A 21,992-nucleotide genomic window follows, 5' to 3' on the forward strand; every position below is an offset into this window, starting at 1 on the left:
TCTTCGCCAGAGGGGCGCATTCCATGCAGGCTGTTATGCACAGGGCACTCTTACGCAGAGGGCGTTCCGGCAGATACTATTTTCTTTTAGGGAAAACGTTACCTGCCGGAAATCAAAGCCGGATACGGCAGAAAGGGGGAAACGGATCATGGCGATTTTTCATTATACAGTAAAGATTGTTGGACGCAGCAAAGGGAAATCCATCATATCAGCATCTGCCTATCTCAATGGTGATGTGATGAAAAATGAAGAAACCGGCAGAATCAGCTACTACACTTCAAAAAAAGAAGTCGTTTATACCAGCCTGATGATGTGTGAAAATGCACCACAGGAATGGCAGAATGTACCTGCTGAAAATATCAGACGATTCCAGAAATCTGCCCGATATAAAAGGGCAGATAACAAAGAAGCCACACTGGAAAAATTTAAACTTACTTTTCAGAAGCAGCGTTTGTGGAATGAAGTTTTGAGGATAGAAAAAAGTTCAGATGCACAACTCGGCAGGTCATTTGAGTTCTCACTTCCGAAAGAATGGAGCCGACAGAAACAGATAGATTATACAACTGAATATATCCAAAAGACCTTTGTAAATAAGGGAATGTGTGCGGACTGGAGTATCCATGATAAAGGAGATGGAAATCCACATGTGCATTTACTTGTGACGATGCGACCATTCAATCCAGACCACTCATGGGGAAACAAAGAAGTCAAGGACTGGGATTTTGTCAGAGATGAGAATGGAAATATTGTGGTGGATGAATCCCATCCGGACTGGTGGCAGGATAAAAAGAACCCTGACCGTCATGGAATCCGAATCCCAGTATTGGACGAAAACGGTAATCAGAAAGTCGGTGCAAGGAACCGTAAACAGTGGAAACGTGTATTAACTGATGCTACCGGGTGGAACAATCCACAAAACTGTGAGCTATGGCGGAGCGAATGGGCAAACATCTGTAATGCACATTTGAAAACGGAAAATCACATTGACCACCGTTCTTATGCAAGGCAGGGAAAATTAGAGATACCGACAATCCATGAGGGTGCAGATGCCAGAAAAATTGATGAGAAATTTCAAAACGGACAGACACCATCCGCTTCATGGAAAGTGGAGGAAAACCAGATCATAAAAAGACAAAATGCACTGCTGGATAAAATACAGATTTCTTTTGGCAAAGTATCCGGTGCATTAACACAATGGAAGGAGCGATTGCATGACATTAGAAGAAAGCCTGGAAGTCATTCCCATGATGGAGACAATGATAAAGCAGATCGAGGAACAGCAGAATCTTATGGCAGAGATGATACAGGAATTGCAGGAACGGGATCGACAGCTCCTGTCTTTCCAGGAGCAGAACCAGAGTTTAAAAAGCTTAAACAGCGAATTATCCGGGCTGCTGAATCTTTTGCCAGATACAGAAGAACTGCTCTCACAGATCGAGCAACAGAAAACCAGAATCGAACAGTTGGAAAACGAGAATCAGCAATGGCAGGAATTAACGCAGAAGCTGAACAGCGAGAACAGCTTATTGCAGAAACAGAACAGCGAATTGCTGACCTTAAACAGCAGATAGAGAAAGCGAGGGAGATTGATGAACGAATGCAGAAACTCAGAGAACGTCGGGCAGGTAGAAGAACTTCTGCTGATGACCGAACAGATGCAGGACGAACTGGATCAGAAAGACCAGATAATCCAGAAACTGAACAGACAGCTAAGCGAATCGCTGACCTTGAACGAGAAATTGAACAGCGAAAACAGAGCCGAGAATATCGAAGCATTGCGGATAAGATTAAAGCAAACAGAAGAACGATTGACCAGCGAGACAAACAGCAGGAAAAGAGCCGACGCAGAAGTCGTGGCATGGAAATTTAAATATGAAAAAGCGGAGCAGGAAAAACTTTATGCACAGACACATCAAAAGACGGTAGAGGTAGCTGTTGAGAAAAAAGTGCCTTATGAGAAATGTGATAAATGTGACCGTACTGCTTACCAAAAAGCAAAAGAAAAATGCGATAACCGTAAAAGCCAGTTAGAAAAGAAATATAAAAATATGACGGTTGGTTATGAAAGTATGCTGTTTCTGCTGGCATGGTACAGTATAACAACAACACTGTTTACCGCTATTCTTTCGCCAGTTTTCCTTAACGACTGTATCACCTTTTTCGGTGCGTTAGGAAAAGGAATGGGAAATTTGTTTCGGGAGTTTGTCATAGGTGCAGATTCTTTCGGACAGTTAAGCAGCGGAATACCTAACCGTATCCTTTCCGGGCTTATGTACTGGCTGATCGTAGCTATTGTTATGGGAATTTTATTTATAATAACCGGATTACTGATAGTTGGGATTGGCTATCAGGTTGGAAAAATCTACCGGAAATATTGCTGGGATATCCTCAGTATCATAGTGGCGATAACGAGTGCAGCTATTGTAATTTACTTTGGAGAATGGATTAAAAACGCTATTCCGATAAATCTCATGGTATTCCTATTACTATCACATGTTATTTATATTGGAATTCGATGTTATGTGAAAGGCTGGATGGTAGAACGGGGATATTATTAAGAAAAGAAACACAGGGAGATTTCATGGTACAATCATTTAAGGCAGAGTAGCGATAATTACTCTGCCTTAAATAGTATCTCAGATATTTTATATTCTTAAAATATTTTTTTCAACATTTCAGCAAAATCTTCAATATAATACCCGGAATTATCTTTTCGCCAGAAAGCACAGTATGTTTTTCGCACAGGCTCACCATTTCTAACGAGAGGAATACGATCAATCGTTGAATCAAACCATGTCTGATTTCCAATTACGTCAACCGGCATATATCCCTGTCCGGTAATGATTTTGAGCCGTGCTTCCTGAATGGAATCGGCGAAAAGATAGTCACCTTTTATTCCAACAATATCTTCATAATAGGATTGTTCTTCCCGCTGTCCGGCGGAATTGATGACAAGGATGCAGGGGGTATTTTTCAGTTCTGCGATTTCTACCATTTCCAGCCGACTCAGAGGATTATGATTGAAAATTTCTATATACATACGGCTTTCTGAGAGGATTTCATTGTTGTATAAATCTGAGAATGCCCGTCTCTGATCACTTAGAACCAGATCAACCTTGTCATTTTCCAATGCTTTATATAACTCTTCATGGCTTCCGACTATGATACTTACCTCAACAGTCGGGTACTTGGAAGAAAACTCTGCTACTGCTTCTGAAAGTTCATTGCCATGATAGCCTTTATAATAACCAATACGAAGAGTCGCATGATCGTTATCTGCGATTCTTTTTGTTTCCCGTTTTATCTGTTCAATATCGCTGACAAGAATGAGACTTTTTCTGTAAAAGTGTTCTCCTGCCGGTGTCAGTGAAAAGGTCCGGTTATGTCTGTCAAGAAGTTTTACTCCAAGCTCCTGTTCCAGTTTTTTTATCTGTTGGGAAATCGCTGACTGGGAAACATTACATTTTTCAGCAGCCTGATAAAAGTTCCCTGTTTCGATGATAGCCTGAAAATATTCAATCTGTCTAAACAGCATAGTATTTGTGCCTCCCTTTAAGTAGCAACATTATGTTGTATACCTGTTAAATTGAAGTATATATCAATTAGCGGAACTAATCAATATGATAAGTATAAAGATTTGATTGAGTATCGGACGTAAATTATACTAAAGGCAACTTAAGACAAGGAGACAAAGAAAATGGCAAAGAACCTGATTATTTATTACTCCCGCAAAGGAGAAAACTATGTAAATGGACGTATCGAAAACCTGAAGAAGGGCAATACCGAAGTCTGTGCGGAGTACATCCAGAAAGCGGTCGGAGGGGATCTTTTTGAAATTCAGACAGTGGAGGATTATTCCAAAGATTATCACACATGCACAGAAGAAGCTGCACAGGAAGTAAAAGTCAATGCAAGACCAGAGCTTACACAGTACCTGGATAATATAGACTCCTATGACAATGTGTTTGTCTGCGGACCTTGCTGGTGGGGAACTTTCCCGATGCCTGTCTTCTCCCAAATTGAAAGACTTGATTTTACCAGTAAAAAGGTGATGGTGCTTATGACACACGAAGGAAGCGGACTGGGAAGCAGTGAACGTGACTTAAGAAAAATGTGCAAGGGTGCGACATTTGGAAACGGAATGGCAGTACACGGTGCAGATTCTGCAAAAGCGGAAAAAGCTGTTGCAGCATGGGCAAAGAAAAATGTAGAAGAATAAAAAGGAGATTTGAGATTATGAGTAAAGAAGTAATGATCGTAACCGGTGCAGGACAGATTTCAATGGCGATCGCAAGACGTGTCGGTTATGGAAAGAAAATCGTGATGGGCGATAAAAATATGGAAAATGCAAAAGCGATTGCAAAAATTATGAATGAAGCAGGATTTGATGTGGAGCCGGTAGAAATGGATCTGTCTTCCAGAGAATCTATTTTAAATCTGATTGCAAAAGCGAAAGAATATGGCGAGATTAAGATGCTGGTAAATGGAGCCGGTGTATCACCATCTCAGGCTCCGGTTGAAGCAATCTTAAAGGTAGACCTCTATGGAACAGCGGTACTTCTGGAAGAGGTAGGCAAGGTCATTGCAAAAGGAGGCGTAGGTGTTACAATTTCAAGTCAGTCCGGCTGGAGAATGCCACAGCTGACAGCCGAGCAGGATGCACAGCTTGCAACGACACCGACAGAGGAACTTTTAGGTCTTGAGATTTTACAGCCGGATAATATCAGAGATACACTTCACGCATATCAGATGGCAAAACGCTGCAATGAAAAGCGTGTCATGGCACAGTCGGTAGAATGGGGAAAGAGAGGAGCAAGAATTAACGACATTGCACCTGGAATTATTGTAACACCACTTGCGATTGATGAATTTAACGGACCTCGTGGTGATTTTTACAAAAATATGTTTGCAAAATGCCCGGCAGGAAGACCAGGAACAGCAGATGAAATCGCAAATGTAGCAGAACTTCTGATGAGCGACAGAGGGGCATTTATTACGGGTTCTACTTTCCTTGTAGATGGCGGAGCGACCGCAAGCTACTACTATGGTCCGTTAAAGCCGGAAGTATAAGCGTATGAAGTGGTATAGGAAAATGAAAATCGTTATTGTTGCCATGTGTATGACAGTTCTTCTGCTGTCCGGATGTGGGAATGAATCCGCTTTAGAAACAAAAAATGAGGCAGCAACGGAGGCTGTAAACACAAATGAGCAGAATACGGAACCAGAGAGCGAGGAAGAAAGCATGACTATTAAAGTGAATGAAACGGAATATGAGGTAGTCTTAGATCAGAATGAGACTGTCAAAAATATTGTAGAAAACATGCCGTTAACTCTGGATATGCCACGATCACAAGATTAAAAGAGCGTGTGGCAGATTATGAAATACAGACGGAGCTTGCTGCTTCCACAGATATTGTTGAGTAAACTATTTTATTGATGAAAACGCTGATTTTTAATAAGGAGGTGCAAGATCGTGAGCAAAAAGATTACAGGTGTTTTACTGTGTATGCTGATGGGGGTCACTCTTGCTGCCTGTGGTAACAGTTCGGGAACAGACAATCCTAAAGGGCAGACAACAGATCAGTCAGAAGTGTCTTCTCAGGAGAAAGAGTCATTATCGGATACACAAACAGGAATAACAGCAGATACAGAAGAAAATTACAGCGAAGCAGAACAGACTTCGGAGACGAATAATACCCGTATCCTTGTAGCATATTTTTCAAGAGCTGATGATAACTATGGTGTTGGCGTTGTCGAAAAAGGAAATACCGAGATTATCGCTGAAATGATCGCTGAAGAAACCGGGGCAGACACTTTTAAAATTGAGAGAGCTACGCCTTATCCGGCAGATTATGACGCATGTACCGAAGAAGCACAGCAGGAACAAAGGAAAAATGCAAGACCGGAATTAAAAAATACATTGGATAATCTGGATGATTATGATGTGGTTTATCTTGGAATGCCGGTTTGGTGGGGCGATATGCCGATGCCTGTTTATACCTTTGTAGAAGGACTTGACTGGAATGGAAAGACAGTATATCCATTTACAACTCATGCAGGAAGCAGATTGTCTTCGATACCCCGGACACTTGGGAATATCTGTGATGGTGCGACAATCGGAGACGGATTTACGATTGCAGGCACGGATGCACAGAATGCTCAGGATAAGGCAAAAGAAGCTGTGACTGAATGGCTTCGCAGTAACGAATAATAAATGAAGGAAAGGAAGTAGAATAATGCAGAATTTTGATTATATGACACCTACAAGATTGATTTTTGGTGAGGGTGTGATTGCTAAGCTGACAGAGGTGTTAAAGCCTTTAGGAAATAAGGTGCTTTTAACATATGGCGGCGGAAGCATTAAGAAAATGGGACTCTATGATAAAGTAATGGAGCTGTTAAAAGATTTCGAGGTGGTAGAGCTTTCTGGTATCCAGCCGAATCCGAAATATGATCCGAGTGTACTGGATGGAGTCAGGCTTTGTAAAGAAAACCAGGTGGATGTGATTTTAGCAGTTGGTGGCGGAAGTGTGCTTGACTGTTCAAAAGCAATCGCAGCTGGTGCAAAATATGATGGTGATCCATGGGATCTGATTACATATAAGGTTCCTACCACAGCAGCACTTCCGATCGTAGATATCATGACACTTGCCGCAACAGGAAGTGAGTACGATGCAGGTGGTGTTATTTCAAGAACAGAGACAAATGATAAGGTTGGATATGTAAGTCCATATCTGTTCCCGGTAGCATCTTTTCTTGATCCAACTTATACATTTTCTGTATCGAAAAAGCAGACAGCAGCCGGTTGTGCGGATGCAATGAACCATACAATGGAACAGTATTTTGCAGCAGATACCACCTTGTTAAATGATGGAATTTGTGAAGCGAATCTCCGCAGTCTGATGGAAAATACAAAGGCAATCCTTAAAAACCCGGAAGATTACAGGGCAAGAGCTGAGTTTATGCTTGACTGTACCTATGGCTGTAACGGAATTCTTGCACTTGGAAACAGTGGTTCCGGATGGCCATGCCATGGCATGGAACATGCGTTAAGTGCATATTACGATATTACGCATGGAGAAGGACTGGCTATTATTACACCGAGATGGATGAAACATATCTTGAATGATAAGACAGTAGACCGCTTTGTAAAATATGGTGTGAATGTATTCGGCATTGATAAGAATCAGGATAAGTATGAGATTGCAAATCAGGCAATCGAGGCAACCTATAAGTTCTTTGAAAGCATTGGCATTCCGATGAATTTACAGGCAGTTGGAATTGATGAGAGCAGAATTGATGAAATGGCTCATCATGTTGCAGAAAACGAAGGACTTGAAAATGCCTATGCACCTCTGAAAGAGGAAGACATTGCAGCAATTTTCAGAGCTTCCTTATAAAGTAAGGTAAGAAAAGGCAGGCATTGGTGTGTCTGCCTTTTTTCAACAGGTCTGTCGGATAAGAGTTATTTTACACCACCGTTTCAGGTTGATTATGCAAATCAGGTAGAAGTAGGTAATGGTGTATTTGCGAATCATGATCTGACCTTAATGAGTGCAGTTGGAATTATATTAGAAGATGGTGTAATGATAGGACCACATGTGACACTTCTTACTGTAAATCATGATCTAAAGGATTTGCAGATTATTAAGTGCAAACCGGTTACGATCAAAAAAGAGGCATGGATTGGAGCGAATGTTACGATTCTGCCGGGAGTTACAGTTGGGGAAGGTGCTGTTGTTGGAAGTGCCAGTGTAGTAACAAAAGATGTGGCGGCTCATACTGTCGTTGCCGGAAATCCGGCAAAAGTAATTAAAATGATAGTGTAATAACGTGAAAAAACAGAACAATGATAGAAAGAATGGAAAAATTATGGATAAAATTGCAGTGATTTATTATTCGCTCAAAGGTGAGACGATTGCTCCGGGGATGAAAATTGTGAATCTGGAAAAGGGACATACTGCTGTTGCGGCAGAATTTGTCCAGAAAGCGGTAGGCGGCGAACTAATTGAGCTGGATACGATAAAGACATATCTGAAAGATCACATGAAAATGATCTACGAAGCAAAGGAAGAACTGGAAAATGGAATCAGACCTGAGTTGAAAAAGTATCCGGATATCAGAGAGTATCATATTATTTTCCTGGGATTTCCTAATTGGTGGAATACGCTGCCTATGTCTGTTGTTGAATTTCTGAAACACTGCCAGTGGCAGGGAAAGAAAATTATTCCGTTTGTTACCAGCGGAGGAAGTGGCTTTGGAAGAAGTCTTGAAGATATAAAGAAATATTGTCCAGGAGCGGAAGTCTCAGAAGGCAGAGCTTTTCTCGGACATTTAGTAGAAACCTCCGAAGCTGAAATTGAAGAATGGGCAAAACAGTGTTTAAAATAGACGGTCAATAAAAATGTTACATGTACATAATTAGTCTGAGAGCAGGTGAATTATATTATGGAAAAACGGAAAATAGGAAAATCAATGGTGTCCGCAATCGGGCTTGGCTGCATGGGAATTACCCATGCAAGCGGGGCACCTATGGATATAGAGGATGGTGTCAATGTAGTAAAGCAGGCATATGATATGGGATATACATTATTCGATACGGCAGAGTGTTATACGGGAATATATAAAGATGGCACCATTGCATACAATGAAGAAGTTGTAGGAAAAGCTTTACAGCCTGTCCGTGAAAAGGTAATGATCGCCACAAAATTCGGAGTAAAACATGGCAATGGAACGCTGCTTTTGGACAGCAGACCGGAAACAATCCGAAGGGCTGTGGAAGGAAGCCTGAAACGGTTGCATACGGATTACATTGATTTATATTATCAACATAGAATGGACCCGGCAGTTGAACCAGAGGAAGTAGCTGAAACAATGGCAGAATTGATAAAGGAAGGAAAAATCCGTTCCTGGGGAATTTCAGAAAGTAATGAAGAATATCTTCGACGGGCACATGCGGTTTGCCCGGTTGCAGCGATTCAAAATCGTTATTCCATGATGGCACGCTGGCATGAAAAACTGTTTCCTGTTGTGGAAGAATTGGGGATTGCATATGTGGCATTTTCTCCGATGGCAAATGGGTTCCTGACAGGAAGATATCATCGAGATTCTGTTTTTGAAAATGGAACAGATTACAGAAGCGATATGCCTCAGTATACAGAAGAAGGATTTACCAAAGGACAGGAGCTGTTAGAATTGTTGCATAATCTGGCAGAGAAAAAAGGGGCAACTCCGGCACAGATTTCTCTGGCATGGATGCTGTGTAAAAAGCCATTTATCATTCCGATTCCGGGAAGCAGGAAAACGGAGCGTTTGAAAGAAAATTTTGACGCAATGTATGTATCACTCACCGAAAAAGAAATTGCAGATATTGACAAAAAGCTGGATGCAATGAAGATTCCGGTATTTGGAGGACATTGATTTTTATGAAAAGACCAACAATCTCAGTGTGAGCAAGTGAGATTGTTGGTCTTCAAAACTTTATAATTCTAATGAATCTTCTGCATCTATCCACATCTGCAAATTTCCATCAAGATATAACATTGCATATTCTAATGGTTCGTCAATTGCAAGAGATGTCAAAGCACATTCTGATCCGGGCGTAGTCTTTAAATTCTTTTCTGCTTCCCAACAGTCAATGCGAAGCATATAGTCTGCACTGGTATAAACATCAATACTGTTACACTGTGGATTGTATTCTGCAAATATTGTTCTCATCGTATCGTATCTCCTTATTGCTCAATCAATCATCAGTTACAAATATCAGAAGCATTTCAATCAGTTCACCATGTCGGTTTTATTTTGTGTTATACTGTTTTATAGATTTTTCTTGCCCTTGTATTTTCCCTTATCAGAGTTCGTAAACACTGATGGGAAGATATAACACAAGGGAAACAATAAGGGAAAGCTCACCTGCGACAAATCCAGTGTTTTCAAGGACTTACAGAGAATTTAATAATAAAATATAACAGTTATTAAATCTCTTAAAACAGGTGAAATCTCAATCGGAATTTGGAGGATTGAATTATGTGGAATGAATTAGGTATAAGTGGAGGAACCGCAATTGTTATTTTGATTGCGCTGTATTTCGTTATCAAATGGGCAGTGAAAAATGGCATCAAAGAAGCCTACAGTGCAATCACTGGAAAGAAAACTGTTGAAGATATCCAAAACGAAAAAGAGCTGAAAGAACTTGGATTGGATTCAGAAGATCAATAACTTCAAGTTTGTGGAATCGACTGAAAGGAAGCATTATATGTTCTATATTTATATTATTTTTGATTTTGCAATGGCAGTAATTATGCTTTTATTTGGAATATGGTTTTATAGGTCAAAAGGACAAGCATCCAACTTCTTGTCTGGTTATAATATGAAATCTGCAGAAGAACGAAAAAAATATGATGAAAATGCTATGTGTAAGGCATATGGGAAGAGAATGATGCTTATGTCACTTCCTTTTATTGCTGGAATGATTATAGATATTTGGTATATAGGAACTGGTTGTTTAATTGCATGGGCGATATGGTTTGTTATGTTTATTCTGTTGCTTATAGATAGACATAAAAGAGAAAGTTAATTTATAGAAAAATAGAATGTTTTCGGGGTGAAAATACCGTTTATTTGTTTTAGACATATGATGTCCGATTGAAAATTAGCGGATTCTCGTTTTATGCCGTGGTAATTTTGCTATATATTGGTAAGCTGTAAGTGGAAGAGAGGTAGAGACATGGATACAAAAAAGATTGGAGCTTTTTTAAAGCAATGTCGTAAAGAAAAGAATCTTACGCAAGAGCAGCTTGCCGAGAAGTTTGAGGTATCTGCAAGAACAGTTTCCAGATGGGAAACAGGAATAAATATGCCAGATCTCAGTATACTTGTTCAACTTGCTGAGTATTACGATGTTGAGATAAGAGAGCTCCTGGATGGAGAAAGGAGCCAGACTATGAATAAAGAGATGAAAGAAACACTGGACAAAGTGGCGGTGTATGAAGAATGGGTGAAACAAAAAGCATTAAAGGCTGGAAATCTTGCATTTGCATCAATGTTTGTGATTAGTGTGTTAGCGATTATTATTCAGATGTTATTAACGGTGGATATTCGCTTGGTTTTAGGAGAGACAGCAACTGCTTTGGTAGGAGGAATTCTGTATGCTTCTATTATGGTGTACAATGGAATATGGGATAAATGTTTGCCCAAAAGTGCTACTATATGGCGCGATTTTTTCACCAGTGTGATATGTGCAGGAATTTTTACAGTCATCTATGGCATATGTTTATTTAGAATGGGAGCTACAGAAACACAGGTAACACGATTAGCAGTGGGATTTCTGATTGGTATTACTATTGTGGCATTTATTGTTCTTAGGCTCTTGGCATTTATTAATCGAAAAAGAAACCAGAATTCGTCAAATGTTCAGGAGAAAAAGGAAACTTCCATATCTAAGGCAGAATGGACAAAAATTTATAATGCACAGAATATAGTAGAGACAGAACAACTCGTAGAAATGTTAAAGCAAAATGGAATAGCAGCTTTTTCACAGGAAGCAGGTGCGAATGTTGCAATGCATGGGGCACCTGGATTTGGAATATATGGTGTGGATATATTCGTGAAAACCGATGATGCAGAGAAGGCAGTACAGTTGATCAAGGAGATTAATAACCAAGAATGAAGAAATTTTTTGACATTTTCACACATGCGTGCTAATATGATTATAGAAAAAGAGTGCTACCGATAGACGGTTAGTCCACATACTTAATTGATTAAAAATAACCGTTCAGTTTGCGAGGCTGGGGCGGTTATTTTTGTGTCTTGTTATTATCTTTGCCGAATGTGTATCCGGCACAAAAGCAGGTGATGCCGAAGCTCACGACTGCAATAAAGTCCACAATACTCATTGGCTTAGCCCTCCTTTCCAGTGGATTCTCTTTCGAGTTTCTATGTAATCAGAGGGTCACAGTCCCTCTGCTGAAGGACTAACCGCCTACCGTTATGATAGCACCCATGTTTCGATTATAACAGTCAAGGTGGGAATCTGCAACCGGAAAGTTGACAGCTCATGAAAATCTGGCTGTGATACCGTTTTGATACTAAAAAATGAAGAGAACAGAAATATAGCGTAGAAATCCTATAACACAGGACAATAAAGACACGAAAATCACAGAAAATAATGAGATTTTAAGAACCTCACAAACGTGAAGGTGGACGTACTGTAGGATCAGGACGTGTTGCTACAATCATCGAGTAATACAATCTGAAAATAGATTTGTTATCGCAAGATAACTTGTGTCCAAACGTAAGATACCCCAGAAACCTTGTGTTTCTGGGGTTTTTCTGTACTCTAAGAAAAGGATTGTTTGTAAAATTATCAGATTAGAAACAGTGAAACGTTTATCAGAAAGATGAAATACGGATAAATTTAAAATTGAAAAATCAGTCTAGCGGTGCCAAAACGGTGCCAAAAAGAAACTCCTGCGAATATTTGCTATTCACAGGAGTAATTTTTTTACCAGCCTTTGATCTGTTTGATCTGTTCAGCACGTTCCGGATCACGATGATATTGCAGTTTCAGACGGATCGTTTCCACAACTTCCTGTCTGGCTTCATCATCAAGCTGATAGAACGATGTGAGCAGATTATCTACATCAGGCATACTGTTCTTACCGAAAAGATACATCAACGGGTACATAGAATTTTTTAAATAAGTCTTTACACGGCTTGCGTCTAATGCTCCGTTCAAACCGTCTGGAAGTGTAGGATAAATCTCTTCTTCCTTAATTGTGCCAGAAAATGGACTGGCAGAACATATCTCATTCACATCAATTTGTAATTCATTTGCAAGTCTTAAAGCAAAATCAAATCGAATATTGGAATCTTTTTGAATAATTGAATATAAGGTTGTGGCACTGATTCCGGTTGCCTTTGCAATTTTACGGACATTTGTGCCTTTTTCATCAAGATATTTCTTTAAATTTTTACCGTCACCCATAGAATCCTCCTTTTTCATATATTGCAAAATTACGAAAAACATAAATCTATAGAATATCATAGCACAGACCTGGAATAAAATAAAGAGAAAATAATATACGAAGTTCGTAAAAATATGTTTACGAAATATTGACAATGAAATAAATACATGATATTATCAATTTACGAAAATCGTACAGATATAGAAATACAGTAAACGTATTCTGTATCTGGAGAGGAAAGGAGGATGCAGTATGGCAAGCTACAATTATATGATGAGTGCTGATGAAGTGGCACAGGAATTAAACTGCTCAAAATCTTATGCTTATAAACTGGTGAAAGCTATGAATAAGGAACTGGCTGCACAGGGATATATTACGATGGCTGGAAGAATACCAAAGGCGTTTTGGGCAAAAAAGATGTATGGCTATGAAATAGCAGGAAATTAAGGAGGAGTAATATGGCTTACAGAGAAAAAGACACAAAAAAATGGACAGCCCAGTGGTTTGAGACAAATGTTATGGGTGAGAAGAAAAAACGCAGAAAGCGTGGATTTGAAACAAAGCGAGAAGCATTGGAGTTTGAACGAAGTAAAAAGTTGAGCACTGAGCGAAGTATGGATATGAAACTGAGCGATTTTATTGAGATTTATTTTTCAGACAAACAGAATGACCTAAAAGATCGAACAATCAAAAATAAAAGATATATGATGCAACAGCATATCGTTCCATACTTTGGAAATCAGATGATGAGTGAGATCAAGGCTTCACAGATTATTCAGTGGCAGAATGAAATTCAGAAAAAAGGATATTCAGATTCTTATCTGAGAATGATTCAGAATCAGTTGACCAGTCTGTTTACACATGCAGCTAAAATATATGATTTGCCAGTTAATCCATGCAAGAAAGTGAAACGAATGGGAAATTCGGATTCGAGAAGTTTGAACTTCTGGACACTGGACGAGTACAAACAGTTTATACAGACAATGGAGCCGGGAACAAGATATTATCTTATATTTGAGATGCTGTTCTGGACTGGGTGCAGGATTGGGGAGCTGCTTGCGATTACAAAAGCTGATATCAATTTTGAAAAGAATCAGCTTAGTATCAATAAGACTTATTACCGAACAGGAATGCAGGATATTATCACAGAACCAAAAACAAAACAGTCCTTTCGAACAATCGAAATTCCAGAATTTTTGAAAGAGGAAATTAAGGAATTTGTAGATGGTCACTACGGAATGCCGGATACAGAAAGATTGTTTCCAGTTGTTCAGGAAGCGGTACAGCATAAGATGAAACGGCAGATTGAACTGGCAGGAGTAAAGAAAATCCGAGTGCATGATCTCAGACACAGTCATGTGGCTTATCTCATTGAGAAAGGTGTAGAACCGTTACTGATCCGGGACAGATTGGGTCATAAAGATATTCGTATCACATTGAATACTTATGGACATCTTTATCCAAATCAGCAGAGGAAGATTGCAAATCTGCTGGATAATGAAAATGCAGTTACCGGATTGGGAGAAGAAAGAGATGAATGTTGAAAAGGCAAAAGAAAAAGCCCAGATAAATAATCTGAGCAAGTTCTCTGATAATCAGATTAACTGATATACCATCTTGGCAGATTCAGTATATCACGAATCGAGAAATACGACAATTCCCGAATATCTGTTCATCAGAGACTTGCCCGGAAGGGCAGGAGGAGATGATGGAATGAATATGAATGAAAAAAACAAAATTAAGAATTGCAGAATAGAACCAAAACTGAAACTGATCAATATGGATTCAGTAGAGGTGGAACAGGTAGAATGGCTGCTTTATCCGTTTATTCCTTATGGAAAAGTGACCATTATACAGGGAGATCCAGGAGAAGGAAAGACAACAATGGTACTTCAGATTATTGCAAAACTGACCAGAGGAGAGCCGATTCTTCCTGTTACTGATACAACAAAAGAAAAACGAAGTGATGAAGTCGGTAGTGAGAATGAAGATCTAGATGCCAAAGATAATATTCAGGAACAGTCTTCTATGTCACCTGTAAATGTGATTTATCAGACAGCGGAAGATGGTCTAGGAGATACTATCAAACCCAGATTACTTGCTGCAGGTGCAGATTGTTCGAGGGTGCTGGTGATTGATGACAGTGACCAGCCACTGACAATGGCAGATGCCAGATTAGAAGAAGCAATCGTGCAGACAAAAGCCAAAATGGTTGTTCTTGATCCGATTCAGGGATTCCTGGGAGCAGAGGTAGACATGCACAGGGCAAATGAGATCAGGCCATTGATGAAGCGTGTCGCAGTGCTGGCAGAAAAATATCACTGTGCAGTCATTTTAATCGGTCATATGAACAAAAACAGTAACGGCAAATCTTCTTATCGAGGACTTGGCTCCATTGATTTTCAGGCTGCTGCAAGAAGTGTCCTGATTGTCGGGCGAGTGAAAGATGAACCAGAAGTAAGAGTGGTATGTCATACGAAGAGTTCTCTTGCACCGGAAGGAACGTCCATTGCATTCAGACTGGATAAGAATAATGGCTTTGAATGGATTGGAGAATATGATATCAGTGCCGATGAACTTCTTAATGGAGACGGCAGAGGGCAGAAAAGTCGGAAAGCAAAAGAATTTCTCCTTGAAATACTGGCAAATGGAGGAATGACTCAAAAGAAAATTGCAGAAGAAGCCGAAACCAGAGGAATAAAAAGTAAAACGTTATGGAATGCCAAACGGGAACTTGAAATTGATTCTGTAAAACGTGGAAAGCAATGGTATTGGATGCTGCCAGAATAAAAATGGAAGATGGCAAGATTACCATTTCTTAAGAAGAGGGAATCTTGCCACCTTGAAAGGAGAACAGATGCAAAATAAAAATGTACAGATTCCATACGAGTTATTTTTTCAACTCCTGCAATATTTTTTGATGGATAACTACGATGGCGAAGAAATAATCCGGTTGGGATTGGAGAAAAAACTGGATGCAATGGTGAATCGTGAAGTGTATAGCAAATCCAAAACAGCACCAACGGAAGAAGAAAGGGAAAAGTTCCGGCAGGAATATCTGGACAGACGGGGAATACCGGAGAACTTTCGATGGTAAAGGTTCTTTCTGACTACTTTATTACAGGAGCGTGTCACGCACCTGTAGATAGCAGACAAGTAGAAAGCTGGTAAGATGTAGCCGGGAGTTTGTTGGTGGAGAAGAGAATTTTCAAAAGGGAGCCCTGATTCAGGGCGTCCCTGCGGAAACGCTAAATGAAAGGAGAATGGCATAATGCGAGAAGGAAGATTAGGATATAACAGTTATAACAAAAGATATGGATTATTATCATCAGATCTATGGATTGATACAGGATTTCACTGTGGAGAATGCCTGGAAGTGTTGCTTGATGATGAATGGGTTCAGACTAGAATGGAAATGAATCCTGCAAGAGAATGGTATCTTGTAGGAACACCGTATTGTGGTGATCTGGAATATATCCGGGCAAGGATACCGGGATAATTCAGCCATACAAGTAACGCAGGAGTGAACCGACCAACGGGAGGAATAGCCCCCGGCAGGGCGCAAGGGTACTTTTGATGGACGGTACGGCTGTCGAAAGTGCTTTTGCGTTACTTTTGACAAAAGTAACAAAACCGCCGTATCCGGCGAAAGTTTCTTAATATCGCTATTACTGGCGTGAATAAAAATTATGTGCCATATCTAGCACTTGATTAGAAAAGAGGTGAGAAACATTATGATAAAACGAACAATTAGCGGTATGATTGGGAAAGGTTCTCTGGCTCATAACAGGAGAGAGTTTTTCGCAGAGAATGTAGACCCAGACAGAGTACAATTAAATATTTGTTACCAGAATGAAAATCTGAAAGAAGTTTACAAAGAGTTATTTGATGATGCTGTGGAGAGATACAATACCGGGAAAAGAAAAGACCGGAAGATTACAAATTACTATGAAAAAATCCGGCAGGGAAAACAGGAAAAGTTGTTCCATGAAGTGATTTTCCAGATTGGAAACCGAGAAGATATGGCTGTTGGAACAGAAGCAGGAAATCTGGCTGTAAACGTACTGGATGAGTATGTAAAAGATTTCCAGAAACGGAATCCGACACTTCGGGTATTTAGTTGCTATTTGCATCAGGATGAGGCTACTCCACATCTTCATATTGACTTTATTCCTTATGTGACGGGCTGGAAAGGAAAAGGAATGGATACCAGAGTTTCGCTGAAACAGGCATTAAAAGGTCTTGGATTTCAAGGTGGAAATAAGCATGATACGGAGCTGAATCAGTGGATAAATCATGAAAAAGAAGTACTGGCAGAGATTGCAAGGCAGTATGGAATTGAATGGGAACAGAAAGGTACTCATGAGGAACATCTGGATGTCTATAACTTCAAGAAAAAAGAACGGAAAAAGGAAGTACAGGAATTGGAGCAGGAAAAAGAGCATCTAACTGCTGAAAAAGAAGAATTAACAGCACAAATTGCAGAATCCAGAGCAGATATCCAGAATTTAAAAGACGATAAGGAACAGGCAATCAAGGCGAAGCAAGAAGCAGAACAAAAGGCAGGGAGTGCAGAAAAAGAACTAAAAAGCCTGGAAGATCGCAGAGAACAGCTACAACCGATTATGGATAGTGTGAGCAAAGAAATCAAAGAATATGGAACAGTTAAAATGTTACTGCCGGAGGCGGGCACGCTAGAACGGGCAGTAATCTATCGAGACAAAAAAATTAAACCACTGTTTCTTCAAATAAAGAATAAGGTTGCTGTAATGGCGGCTCAGGTTAAAGAACTCACGAAAGAGGTGGAAGGGTGGAAGAAAAAATATCAAAAGGTGAAACAGAAATATAATGCTATTCAGAGAGAACTGGATGATATACGTAAAGACAATCAGAAATTGTCAGAAGAAAAAGATATATTACAAGGTGTTTCTGATAGGTATGATCGTGTTGTGCGTGTTCTTGGAATAGAAACTGTAGATACAGCAGTACAGCAGGATATTCAAAACGAGAAAGTCCTGGAAGAAAAGCGACGGATGGAGCAAATGCCGAAGGGAAATATTCATGAAAGATTGGCATGGGGAATGAAAAAAAGCGAGATGGAGAATCAGCAGCGTAAGAAAACTAAATCAAAAAACAGAGAAATGGAGAGATAAGATTATGGAAACACACATTTATGATGAAAAGAACGGATTAAGCTATACTTTGCATGGAGATTATTATTTGCCGAATTTGGTATTGAATGAAGAAAAACCGATATATGGGAAATATGGAATGCTGCGAAAACAGTTTCTGAAGGAACACAGATTAGCAAAATATCAATATTTGTTGTTGACTGGAAAGCTGACGGAACACCTGAATCAGATTGATCAGGAGAGCAGAGAACAGGTGGAAATGCTTATGGAACAGATGGCAGAAAAACAGGGTGTAACTGAAGAATTAAAGGTACAGAACCAGACGAAGTGGGTTAGGCTGATGAATAATATAAAAGCCAATGCAGAAGAAATGGTGTTGAGAGAAATACTTTATATATAAGTATTGGTTGTAAAGGACTGAACAGGAAAAGTATAATACTATCCGGCTTATTAAGATTTATTTCACATCTCTTGATTTTTATTACGGTTACTGATATAGTTATTACAGTAACCGTAATAAGGAGGGGATGCTATGAGGGATAATGTGAAAAGTGGTGCACTCACAGAAGTGACATTCTATATTTTGCTTTCACTCTATTCACCTAAACACGGATATGCTGTCATGCAGTTCATTGAAGAAAAAACAGGTGGGCGGCTTTCATTGGGAGCAGGCACTTTATATGGTGCATTAAATTCAATGCAGGAAAAGGGATGGATTGAGCTTTTCGGAGATAGTGAAGGTAGAAAAAAAGAGTATCTTATCACTGTAAAAGGAAAGGAGATAGCTGAAAAAGAACTTATCAGACTTCGTGAACTTGTAGGTATTGCAAGCGGAATTGTAGGAGGTACATTATGAGCAAAAAGTGTTATCGTTTTTTTGGCGGGCTATTGACGGTACAGAAAAACTGGCTGAATAAGATGGCTGAAAAAGGTTATCGCCTTATTCGAACGGGAAAATTACTCTATGAATTTGAAAAATGTAAGCCAGGTCAAGTTCAATATTGCGTGGAGTTTATAGGACAAAAATCAAAAGCTAATGCTGAAGATTACCATGATTTCTTGGAAGAAATGGGATATTCCGTATTCTATAAAAATATCAATCTTAATTATTCTGTTGGTAAAGTTCGCTGGCGTCCGTGGGCTGAAATTGGCGGTCGTATTGCAACAAACACTACAACATTTAACAGGGAATTGCTGATTGTAGAAAAAGAAAATGATGGAAAACCTTTTGAACTTCATACGTCCTATGAAGATAGGGCAAATTATTACAGTAATTTGCGAAATCCCTGGCTTTTATTAATGCTTATGCTCGTGGCATTTGCTACCGTAAATCGGTCTGTTATTTTAGGCATAGTTGCTGTGATTTTTCTAATCCCTGTCATTATATACCAGTTGCAAATTATGAAAAATAGGCATGAAGCGAAGATGAAGGAGTGGTGATTCAGGATAACAAGGTTGGTTTAGCTGATGCAATGTAATGCACTGTCGTTTGAGGGTTAGTAGCCCGTTCTTAAATTTGTGGGCAGTTTGTTGCTGATGATATAAATATTAGAGAAAATTAATTGAAAGTTAAAAAAAGAAAGTAATAAGTAAACAAAGGCTCAATTGTAAACATGTATTGGGAACGCTATAATGGAAATAAGGACAGGAGGTGCGAACAATGCGTATTGGTGAGCAGATAAAAAACTATCGAAAAACTGAGGGATTAACACAAGAACAGGTGGCAAATTATCTGGGTGTTTCTACTCCTGCGGTAAATAAATGGGAAAAGGGAAATACATATCCGGATATCTCATTACTTCCAGCTTTGGCACGATTATTGAAAATTGATATGAATGAATTGTTTTCGTTTCGTGAAGAATTGACCGAAAAAGAGATTGGACAATTTGTGAATGAACTTTCGGAAGTTTCATTGGACAGCTTTACAGAGGCTTTCGAGATGGCATCTCGTAAAATACAGGAGTATCCTCATTGCGACTTATTAATATATACGATCGCAACCGTTCTGAACGGATCTTTGACTTTGTCAGATCTTAATGGCGAAGAACGAATGGAATATAATACAGCTATTATTGAGTGGCTGGAACGAACAGCAGACAGTCAGGATGAAAGAGTGAGAAATTCAAGCGTTTTTATACTTGCAACAAAATATGTCCAAATGGAGAAATATGAAGAAGCAAATGCCCTTTTGAAAAAAATTCCTGATACTGTAATTGATGCAACGATTATGAAAACAAGTGTATTAGCACATCAGGAAGGAACAGACACTGCTGCGTTATTCCTGGAGGGGAAACTGCTACAGGCAGTTGTCAATATTCAAAGCTACTTGTATAAGTTAATTGAAATGGAAGAAGAAACAGGAAATCATGATAAAGCAGAGAGAATTGCTGAGATTACAGATCACATGATATCGTTGTTTGGACTATGGAATTACGGCAACACAGTGCCATATCTGCTGATTGCTGGATATCGAAAAGATGTAGAAAAATGTGTTCAGTTAATTAAGCAATTATTAAGTGAATCACAGAAGCCTTGGAATATGACACAATCCCCTTTGTATTACAGGTATGAAGATACTGCACAGGGAAAAGCCTTTTCAGGAGTTGGAAAAAATTTTGTTCGTGAATTATATTCGGAAATTGAAAATAAGAAAGAGTATGAATTCTTGAGAGGGAATAAGGAACTCGAATCAATTTTTGAGGAACACTTGAAATAGGTTGTAAAAATGTATGGAAATAGATATAGTTGAGAAAGAAGAAAATTTTTGACATTTCCACAGATGCGTGCTAATATGATTATAGAAAAAGAGTGCTACCGATAGACGGTTAGTCCGTTTTACTATTTAGAATATCATCAAAGATAACCGCTTAGTTTACCAGACCAGGGCGGTTATTTTTGTGGTTTATGATTATCTTTGCCTAATGTATATCCGATACTAAAGCAGGTTAAGCCGAAGCTCACTACTGCTATGAAGTCAATAATACTCATTGGCTTAGCCCTCCTTTCCAATGGATTCCTTTACAGGTTTCTATGTAATCAGAGGGTCACAGTCCCTCTGGAGAAGGACTAACCGCCTACCGTTATGGTAGCACCCATGTTTCGATTATAACAGTTAAAAATTACCGGTGCAATATAAAGTTGGTAGAGAAGTATCTAGTATCTACAGAAGAAAATCGGTTTGAGTATTCTCCGATGCCAAAACGGTGCCAAAACGGTGCCAAGAAATCAGGCAAATCAAAATAGGTGGTGCAATTCAGCCGTTTTTCACTGTATTTTGGAGAGAAAACCATAAAAAATATGAGGTAAAACGGGATTAAAGTATCGTGAAGGTAGACGTACTGTAGGATCAGGACGTGTTGCTACAATCATCGAGTAATCACTGATTAATATATATTGAGTACCGTAAGGTACATTGTGTCCAAACGTAAGATACCCCGGAACCGTAAGGTTTCCGGGGTTTTTCTGTTGAACAGAAGATTAAAATAAGGCTGTAAAGAATAGCGAATAAATTAAAAACAGGCAGGTATGGGAAGAAAATGAAAACCTTCGCATATCTGCCTGTGATACTGTTATGATACTATTTCTGTTCGTTATTGGAAAATTTCTGTGTTAAGAGTTCATCTCGTTTGCGGATTCGTGTTTCAAAATCCAGTTCTTCAATTTCTTTATGGGTGACAGGTTTGGAAGTGTAGTATTCCAACGTCTGTTTCTTCCACATATCAAACATATCTTTACCTGTAAAATAAGATTCCAGGCTTTCTCTGTTCTCCTGCAGATCAGCAAGAAAATTACACATATCTGCGTTTAAAGAATGTTCCGGATCATTTCCATAAAAGCGAAGTCCGGCATACCATTTCTGTGTTTCTGTTTCTATATCACCGGGAAGTTTATTATT

At 39.3% G+C, this 21,992-nt stretch carries 25 protein-coding genes and 2 pseudogenes; 23 read left to right on the top strand and 4 right to left on the bottom strand.

Features of this window, described 5'->3' with window-relative positions:
• The first annotated feature begins 148 nt into the window (after nt 1-148).
• Nucleotides 149-1,870, top strand: a complete 1,722-nt coding sequence (locus tag WMO75_RS14560) for a MobA/MobL family protein (protein WP_349078314.1) — start codon at nt 149-151, stop codon at nt 1,868-1,870.
• On the top strand, nt 1,809-2,558 hold the full coding sequence (locus tag WMO75_RS14565; protein WP_179978697.1) for a DUF6040 family protein: 750 nt from the start codon (nt 1,809-1,811) through the stop codon (nt 2,556-2,558). The genes WMO75_RS14560 and WMO75_RS14565 overlap by 62 nt, the downstream gene beginning before the upstream one ends.
• A 95-nt stretch (nt 2,559-2,653) precedes the next feature.
• Here the strand turns inward: WMO75_RS14565 and WMO75_RS14570 are convergent, their stop codons facing one another.
• Complete coding sequence (locus WMO75_RS14570) at nt 2,654-3,535, bottom strand: LysR family transcriptional regulator (protein ID WP_118392654.1); 882 nt, start codon at nt 3,533-3,535, stop codon at nt 2,654-2,656.
• A 162-nt stretch (nt 3,536-3,697) separates the two neighbouring features.
• Between WMO75_RS14570 and WMO75_RS14575 the strand changes: the two genes are divergently transcribed.
• The 8 genes and pseudogenes from WMO75_RS14575 (at nt 3,698) to WMO75_RS14610 (ending at nt 9,420) form a co-directional block, all read left to right on the top strand.
• A complete protein-coding gene (locus WMO75_RS14575; protein ID WP_118392655.1) occupies nt 3,698-4,219 on the top strand; it encodes a flavodoxin in 522 nt (173 codons plus the stop codon).
• 17 nt (nt 4,220-4,236) lie between these two features.
• Entirely contained in the window at nt 4,237-5,070 is an 834-nt protein-coding gene (locus tag WMO75_RS14580) for an SDR family oxidoreductase (RefSeq protein ID WP_178413984.1), read from the top strand.
• Nucleotides 5,071-5,092: 22 nt separating this feature from the next.
• Complete coding sequence (locus tag WMO75_RS14585; RefSeq protein ID WP_147335066.1) at nt 5,093-5,359, top strand: cyclophilin-like fold protein; 267 nt, start codon at nt 5,093-5,095, stop codon at nt 5,357-5,359.
• A gap of 114 nt (nt 5,360-5,473) precedes the next feature.
• A complete protein-coding gene (locus tag WMO75_RS14590; protein WP_270210009.1) occupies nt 5,474-6,211 on the top strand; it encodes a flavodoxin in 738 nt (245 codons plus the stop codon).
• Between the two features lie 25 nt (nt 6,212-6,236).
• Entirely contained in the window at nt 6,237-7,400 is a 1,164-nt protein-coding gene (locus WMO75_RS14595) for an iron-containing alcohol dehydrogenase (RefSeq protein ID WP_118392658.1), read from the top strand.
• Between the two features lie 186 nt (nt 7,401-7,586).
• Nucleotides 7,587-7,814 (top strand): annotated as a pseudogene (locus tag WMO75_RS14600) (DapH/DapD/GlmU-related protein); the annotation flags it as partial.
• Between the two features lie 58 nt (nt 7,815-7,872).
• On the top strand, nt 7,873-8,391 hold the full coding sequence (locus WMO75_RS14605) for a flavodoxin (protein WP_147335067.1): 519 nt from the start codon (nt 7,873-7,875) through the stop codon (nt 8,389-8,391).
• A 57-nt stretch (nt 8,392-8,448) separates the two neighbouring features.
• Entirely contained in the window at nt 8,449-9,420 is a 972-nt protein-coding gene (locus WMO75_RS14610) for an aldo/keto reductase (RefSeq protein WP_178413983.1), read from the top strand.
• Between the two features lie 60 nt (nt 9,421-9,480).
• Here the strand turns inward: WMO75_RS14610 and WMO75_RS14615 are convergent, their stop codons facing one another.
• On the bottom strand, nt 9,481-9,717 hold the full coding sequence (locus WMO75_RS14615; protein ID WP_118392662.1) for a DUF6061 family protein: 237 nt from the start codon (nt 9,715-9,717) through the stop codon (nt 9,481-9,483).
• A gap of 309 nt (nt 9,718-10,026) precedes the next feature.
• Here WMO75_RS14615 and WMO75_RS14620 point away from each other — a divergent pair, with 309 nt between their 5' ends.
• From WMO75_RS14620 to WMO75_RS14630, 3 genes are all read left to right on the top strand, one after another.
• Nucleotides 10,027-10,218: a DUF6019 family protein gene (locus WMO75_RS14620; protein WP_008373533.1), complete on the top strand. Its 192-nt coding sequence runs from the start codon at nt 10,027-10,029 to the stop codon at nt 10,216-10,218.
• A 37-nt stretch (nt 10,219-10,255) separates the two neighbouring features.
• A complete protein-coding gene (locus tag WMO75_RS14625) occupies nt 10,256-10,576 on the top strand; it encodes a DUF3784 domain-containing protein (protein WP_008373534.1) in 321 nt (106 codons plus the stop codon).
• A gap of 150 nt (nt 10,577-10,726) precedes the next feature.
• Entirely contained in the window at nt 10,727-11,668 is a 942-nt protein-coding gene (locus WMO75_RS14630; RefSeq protein WP_033126102.1) for a helix-turn-helix domain-containing protein, read from the top strand.
• Between the two features lie 834 nt (nt 11,669-12,502).
• On the opposite strand, the gene WMO75_RS14635 is transcribed toward WMO75_RS14630, so the two are convergent.
• A complete protein-coding gene (locus WMO75_RS14635; RefSeq protein ID WP_015541737.1) occupies nt 12,503-12,985 on the bottom strand; it encodes a helix-turn-helix domain-containing protein in 483 nt (160 codons plus the stop codon).
• Between the two features lie 232 nt (nt 12,986-13,217).
• On the opposite strand from WMO75_RS14635, the gene WMO75_RS14640 reads away from it, so the two are divergent.
• From WMO75_RS14640 to WMO75_RS14685, 10 genes are all read left to right on the top strand, one after another.
• The gene (locus tag WMO75_RS14640; protein WP_055258613.1) at nt 13,218-13,412 is read left to right on the top strand and encodes a hypothetical protein; all 195 of its coding nucleotides are present in this window, start codon (nt 13,218-13,220) and stop codon (nt 13,410-13,412) included.
• An 11-nt stretch (nt 13,413-13,423) separates the two neighbouring features.
• Nucleotides 13,424-14,509, top strand: a complete 1,086-nt coding sequence (locus WMO75_RS14645; RefSeq protein ID WP_055258611.1) for a site-specific integrase — start codon at nt 13,424-13,426, stop codon at nt 14,507-14,509.
• 169 nt (nt 14,510-14,678) lie between these two features.
• Nucleotides 14,679-15,755: an AAA family ATPase gene (locus WMO75_RS14650; protein WP_055258609.1), complete on the top strand. Its 1,077-nt coding sequence runs from the start codon at nt 14,679-14,681 to the stop codon at nt 15,753-15,755.
• A gap of 67 nt (nt 15,756-15,822) precedes the next feature.
• Nucleotides 15,823-16,062, top strand: coding sequence for a hypothetical protein (locus WMO75_RS14655; protein WP_055258607.1), 240 nt, complete (start codon nt 15,823-15,825; stop codon nt 16,060-16,062).
• A 174-nt stretch (nt 16,063-16,236) separates the two neighbouring features.
• Nucleotides 16,237-16,464: a DUF5348 domain-containing protein gene (locus tag WMO75_RS14660; RefSeq protein ID WP_055258605.1), complete on the top strand. Its 228-nt coding sequence runs from the start codon at nt 16,237-16,239 to the stop codon at nt 16,462-16,464.
• Between the two features lie 235 nt (nt 16,465-16,699).
• Complete coding sequence (locus WMO75_RS14665) at nt 16,700-18,118, top strand: plasmid recombination protein (RefSeq protein WP_117598184.1); 1,419 nt, start codon at nt 16,700-16,702, stop codon at nt 18,116-18,118.
• 4 nt (nt 18,119-18,122) lie between these two features.
• A complete protein-coding gene (locus WMO75_RS14670; RefSeq protein WP_117598185.1) occupies nt 18,123-18,497 on the top strand; it encodes a TnpV protein in 375 nt (124 codons plus the stop codon).
• A gap of 132 nt (nt 18,498-18,629) precedes the next feature.
• Nucleotides 18,630-18,953, top strand: a complete 324-nt coding sequence (locus tag WMO75_RS14675) for a PadR family transcriptional regulator (protein ID WP_055056227.1) — start codon at nt 18,630-18,632, stop codon at nt 18,951-18,953.
• Nucleotides 18,950-19,537: a DUF2812 domain-containing protein gene (locus tag WMO75_RS14680; RefSeq protein ID WP_055056226.1), complete on the top strand. Its 588-nt coding sequence runs from the start codon at nt 18,950-18,952 to the stop codon at nt 19,535-19,537. The genes WMO75_RS14675 and WMO75_RS14680 overlap by 4 nt, the downstream gene beginning before the upstream one ends.
• Nucleotides 19,538-19,757: 220 nt before the next feature.
• Nucleotides 19,758-20,813, top strand: coding sequence for a helix-turn-helix domain-containing protein (locus WMO75_RS14685; RefSeq protein ID WP_349078312.1), 1,056 nt, complete (start codon nt 19,758-19,760; stop codon nt 20,811-20,813).
• An 861-nt stretch (nt 20,814-21,674) separates the two neighbouring features.
• Here WMO75_RS14685 and WMO75_RS14690 read toward each other — a convergent pair.
• Nucleotides 21,675-21,992 (bottom strand): annotated as a pseudogene (locus WMO75_RS14690) (hypothetical protein); the annotation flags it as partial.

This window comes from Blautia intestinihominis, from assembly GCF_040096655.1.
Taxonomy (GTDB): domain Bacteria; phylum Bacillota; class Clostridia; order Lachnospirales; family Lachnospiraceae; genus Blautia_A; species Blautia_A intestinihominis.

Excerpts from the sequence above, each read along its gene's own strand:
- WMO75_RS14560 (WP_349078314.1), top strand. The coding sequence starts at position 149 with ATGGCGATTTTTCATTATACAGTAAAGATTGTTGGACGCAGCAAAGGG.
- WMO75_RS14570 (WP_118392654.1), bottom strand. The coding sequence starts at position 3,535 with ATGCTGTTTAGACAGATTGAATATTTTCAGGCTATCATCGAAACAGGG.
- WMO75_RS14575 (WP_118392655.1), top strand. The coding sequence starts at position 3,698 with ATGGCAAAGAACCTGATTATTTATTACTCCCGCAAAGGAGAAAACTAT.
- WMO75_RS14580 (WP_178413984.1), top strand. The coding sequence starts at position 4,237 with ATGAGTAAAGAAGTAATGATCGTAACCGGTGCAGGACAGATTTCAATG.
- WMO75_RS14585 (WP_147335066.1), top strand. The coding sequence starts at position 5,093 with ATGAAAATCGTTATTGTTGCCATGTGTATGACAGTTCTTCTGCTGTCC.
- WMO75_RS14595 (WP_118392658.1), top strand. The coding sequence starts at position 6,237 with ATGCAGAATTTTGATTATATGACACCTACAAGATTGATTTTTGGTGAG.
- WMO75_RS14605 (WP_147335067.1), top strand. The coding sequence starts at position 7,873 with ATGGATAAAATTGCAGTGATTTATTATTCGCTCAAAGGTGAGACGATT.
- WMO75_RS14610 (WP_178413983.1), top strand. The coding sequence starts at position 8,449 with ATGGAAAAACGGAAAATAGGAAAATCAATGGTGTCCGCAATCGGGCTT.
- WMO75_RS14615 (WP_118392662.1), bottom strand. The coding sequence starts at position 9,717 with ATGAGAACAATATTTGCAGAATACAATCCACAGTGTAACAGTATTGAT.
- WMO75_RS14620 (WP_008373533.1), top strand. The coding sequence starts at position 10,027 with ATGTGGAATGAATTAGGTATAAGTGGAGGAACCGCAATTGTTATTTTG.
- WMO75_RS14625 (WP_008373534.1), top strand. The coding sequence starts at position 10,256 with ATGTTCTATATTTATATTATTTTTGATTTTGCAATGGCAGTAATTATG.
- WMO75_RS14630 (WP_033126102.1), top strand. The coding sequence starts at position 10,727 with ATGGATACAAAAAAGATTGGAGCTTTTTTAAAGCAATGTCGTAAAGAA.
- WMO75_RS14635 (WP_015541737.1), bottom strand. The coding sequence starts at position 12,985 with ATGGGTGACGGTAAAAATTTAAAGAAATATCTTGATGAAAAAGGCACA.
- WMO75_RS14640 (WP_055258613.1), top strand. The coding sequence starts at position 13,218 with ATGGCAAGCTACAATTATATGATGAGTGCTGATGAAGTGGCACAGGAA.
- WMO75_RS14645 (WP_055258611.1), top strand. The coding sequence starts at position 13,424 with ATGGCTTACAGAGAAAAAGACACAAAAAAATGGACAGCCCAGTGGTTT.
- WMO75_RS14650 (WP_055258609.1), top strand. The coding sequence starts at position 14,679 with ATGAATATGAATGAAAAAAACAAAATTAAGAATTGCAGAATAGAACCA.
- WMO75_RS14655 (WP_055258607.1), top strand. The coding sequence starts at position 15,823 with ATGCAAAATAAAAATGTACAGATTCCATACGAGTTATTTTTTCAACTC.
- WMO75_RS14660 (WP_055258605.1), top strand. The coding sequence starts at position 16,237 with ATGCGAGAAGGAAGATTAGGATATAACAGTTATAACAAAAGATATGGA.
- WMO75_RS14665 (WP_117598184.1), top strand. The coding sequence starts at position 16,700 with ATGATAAAACGAACAATTAGCGGTATGATTGGGAAAGGTTCTCTGGCT.
- WMO75_RS14670 (WP_117598185.1), top strand. The coding sequence starts at position 18,123 with ATGGAAACACACATTTATGATGAAAAGAACGGATTAAGCTATACTTTG.
- WMO75_RS14675 (WP_055056227.1), top strand. The coding sequence starts at position 18,630 with ATGAGGGATAATGTGAAAAGTGGTGCACTCACAGAAGTGACATTCTAT.
- WMO75_RS14680 (WP_055056226.1), top strand. The coding sequence starts at position 18,950 with ATGAGCAAAAAGTGTTATCGTTTTTTTGGCGGGCTATTGACGGTACAG.
- WMO75_RS14685 (WP_349078312.1), top strand. The coding sequence starts at position 19,758 with ATGCGTATTGGTGAGCAGATAAAAAACTATCGAAAAACTGAGGGATTA.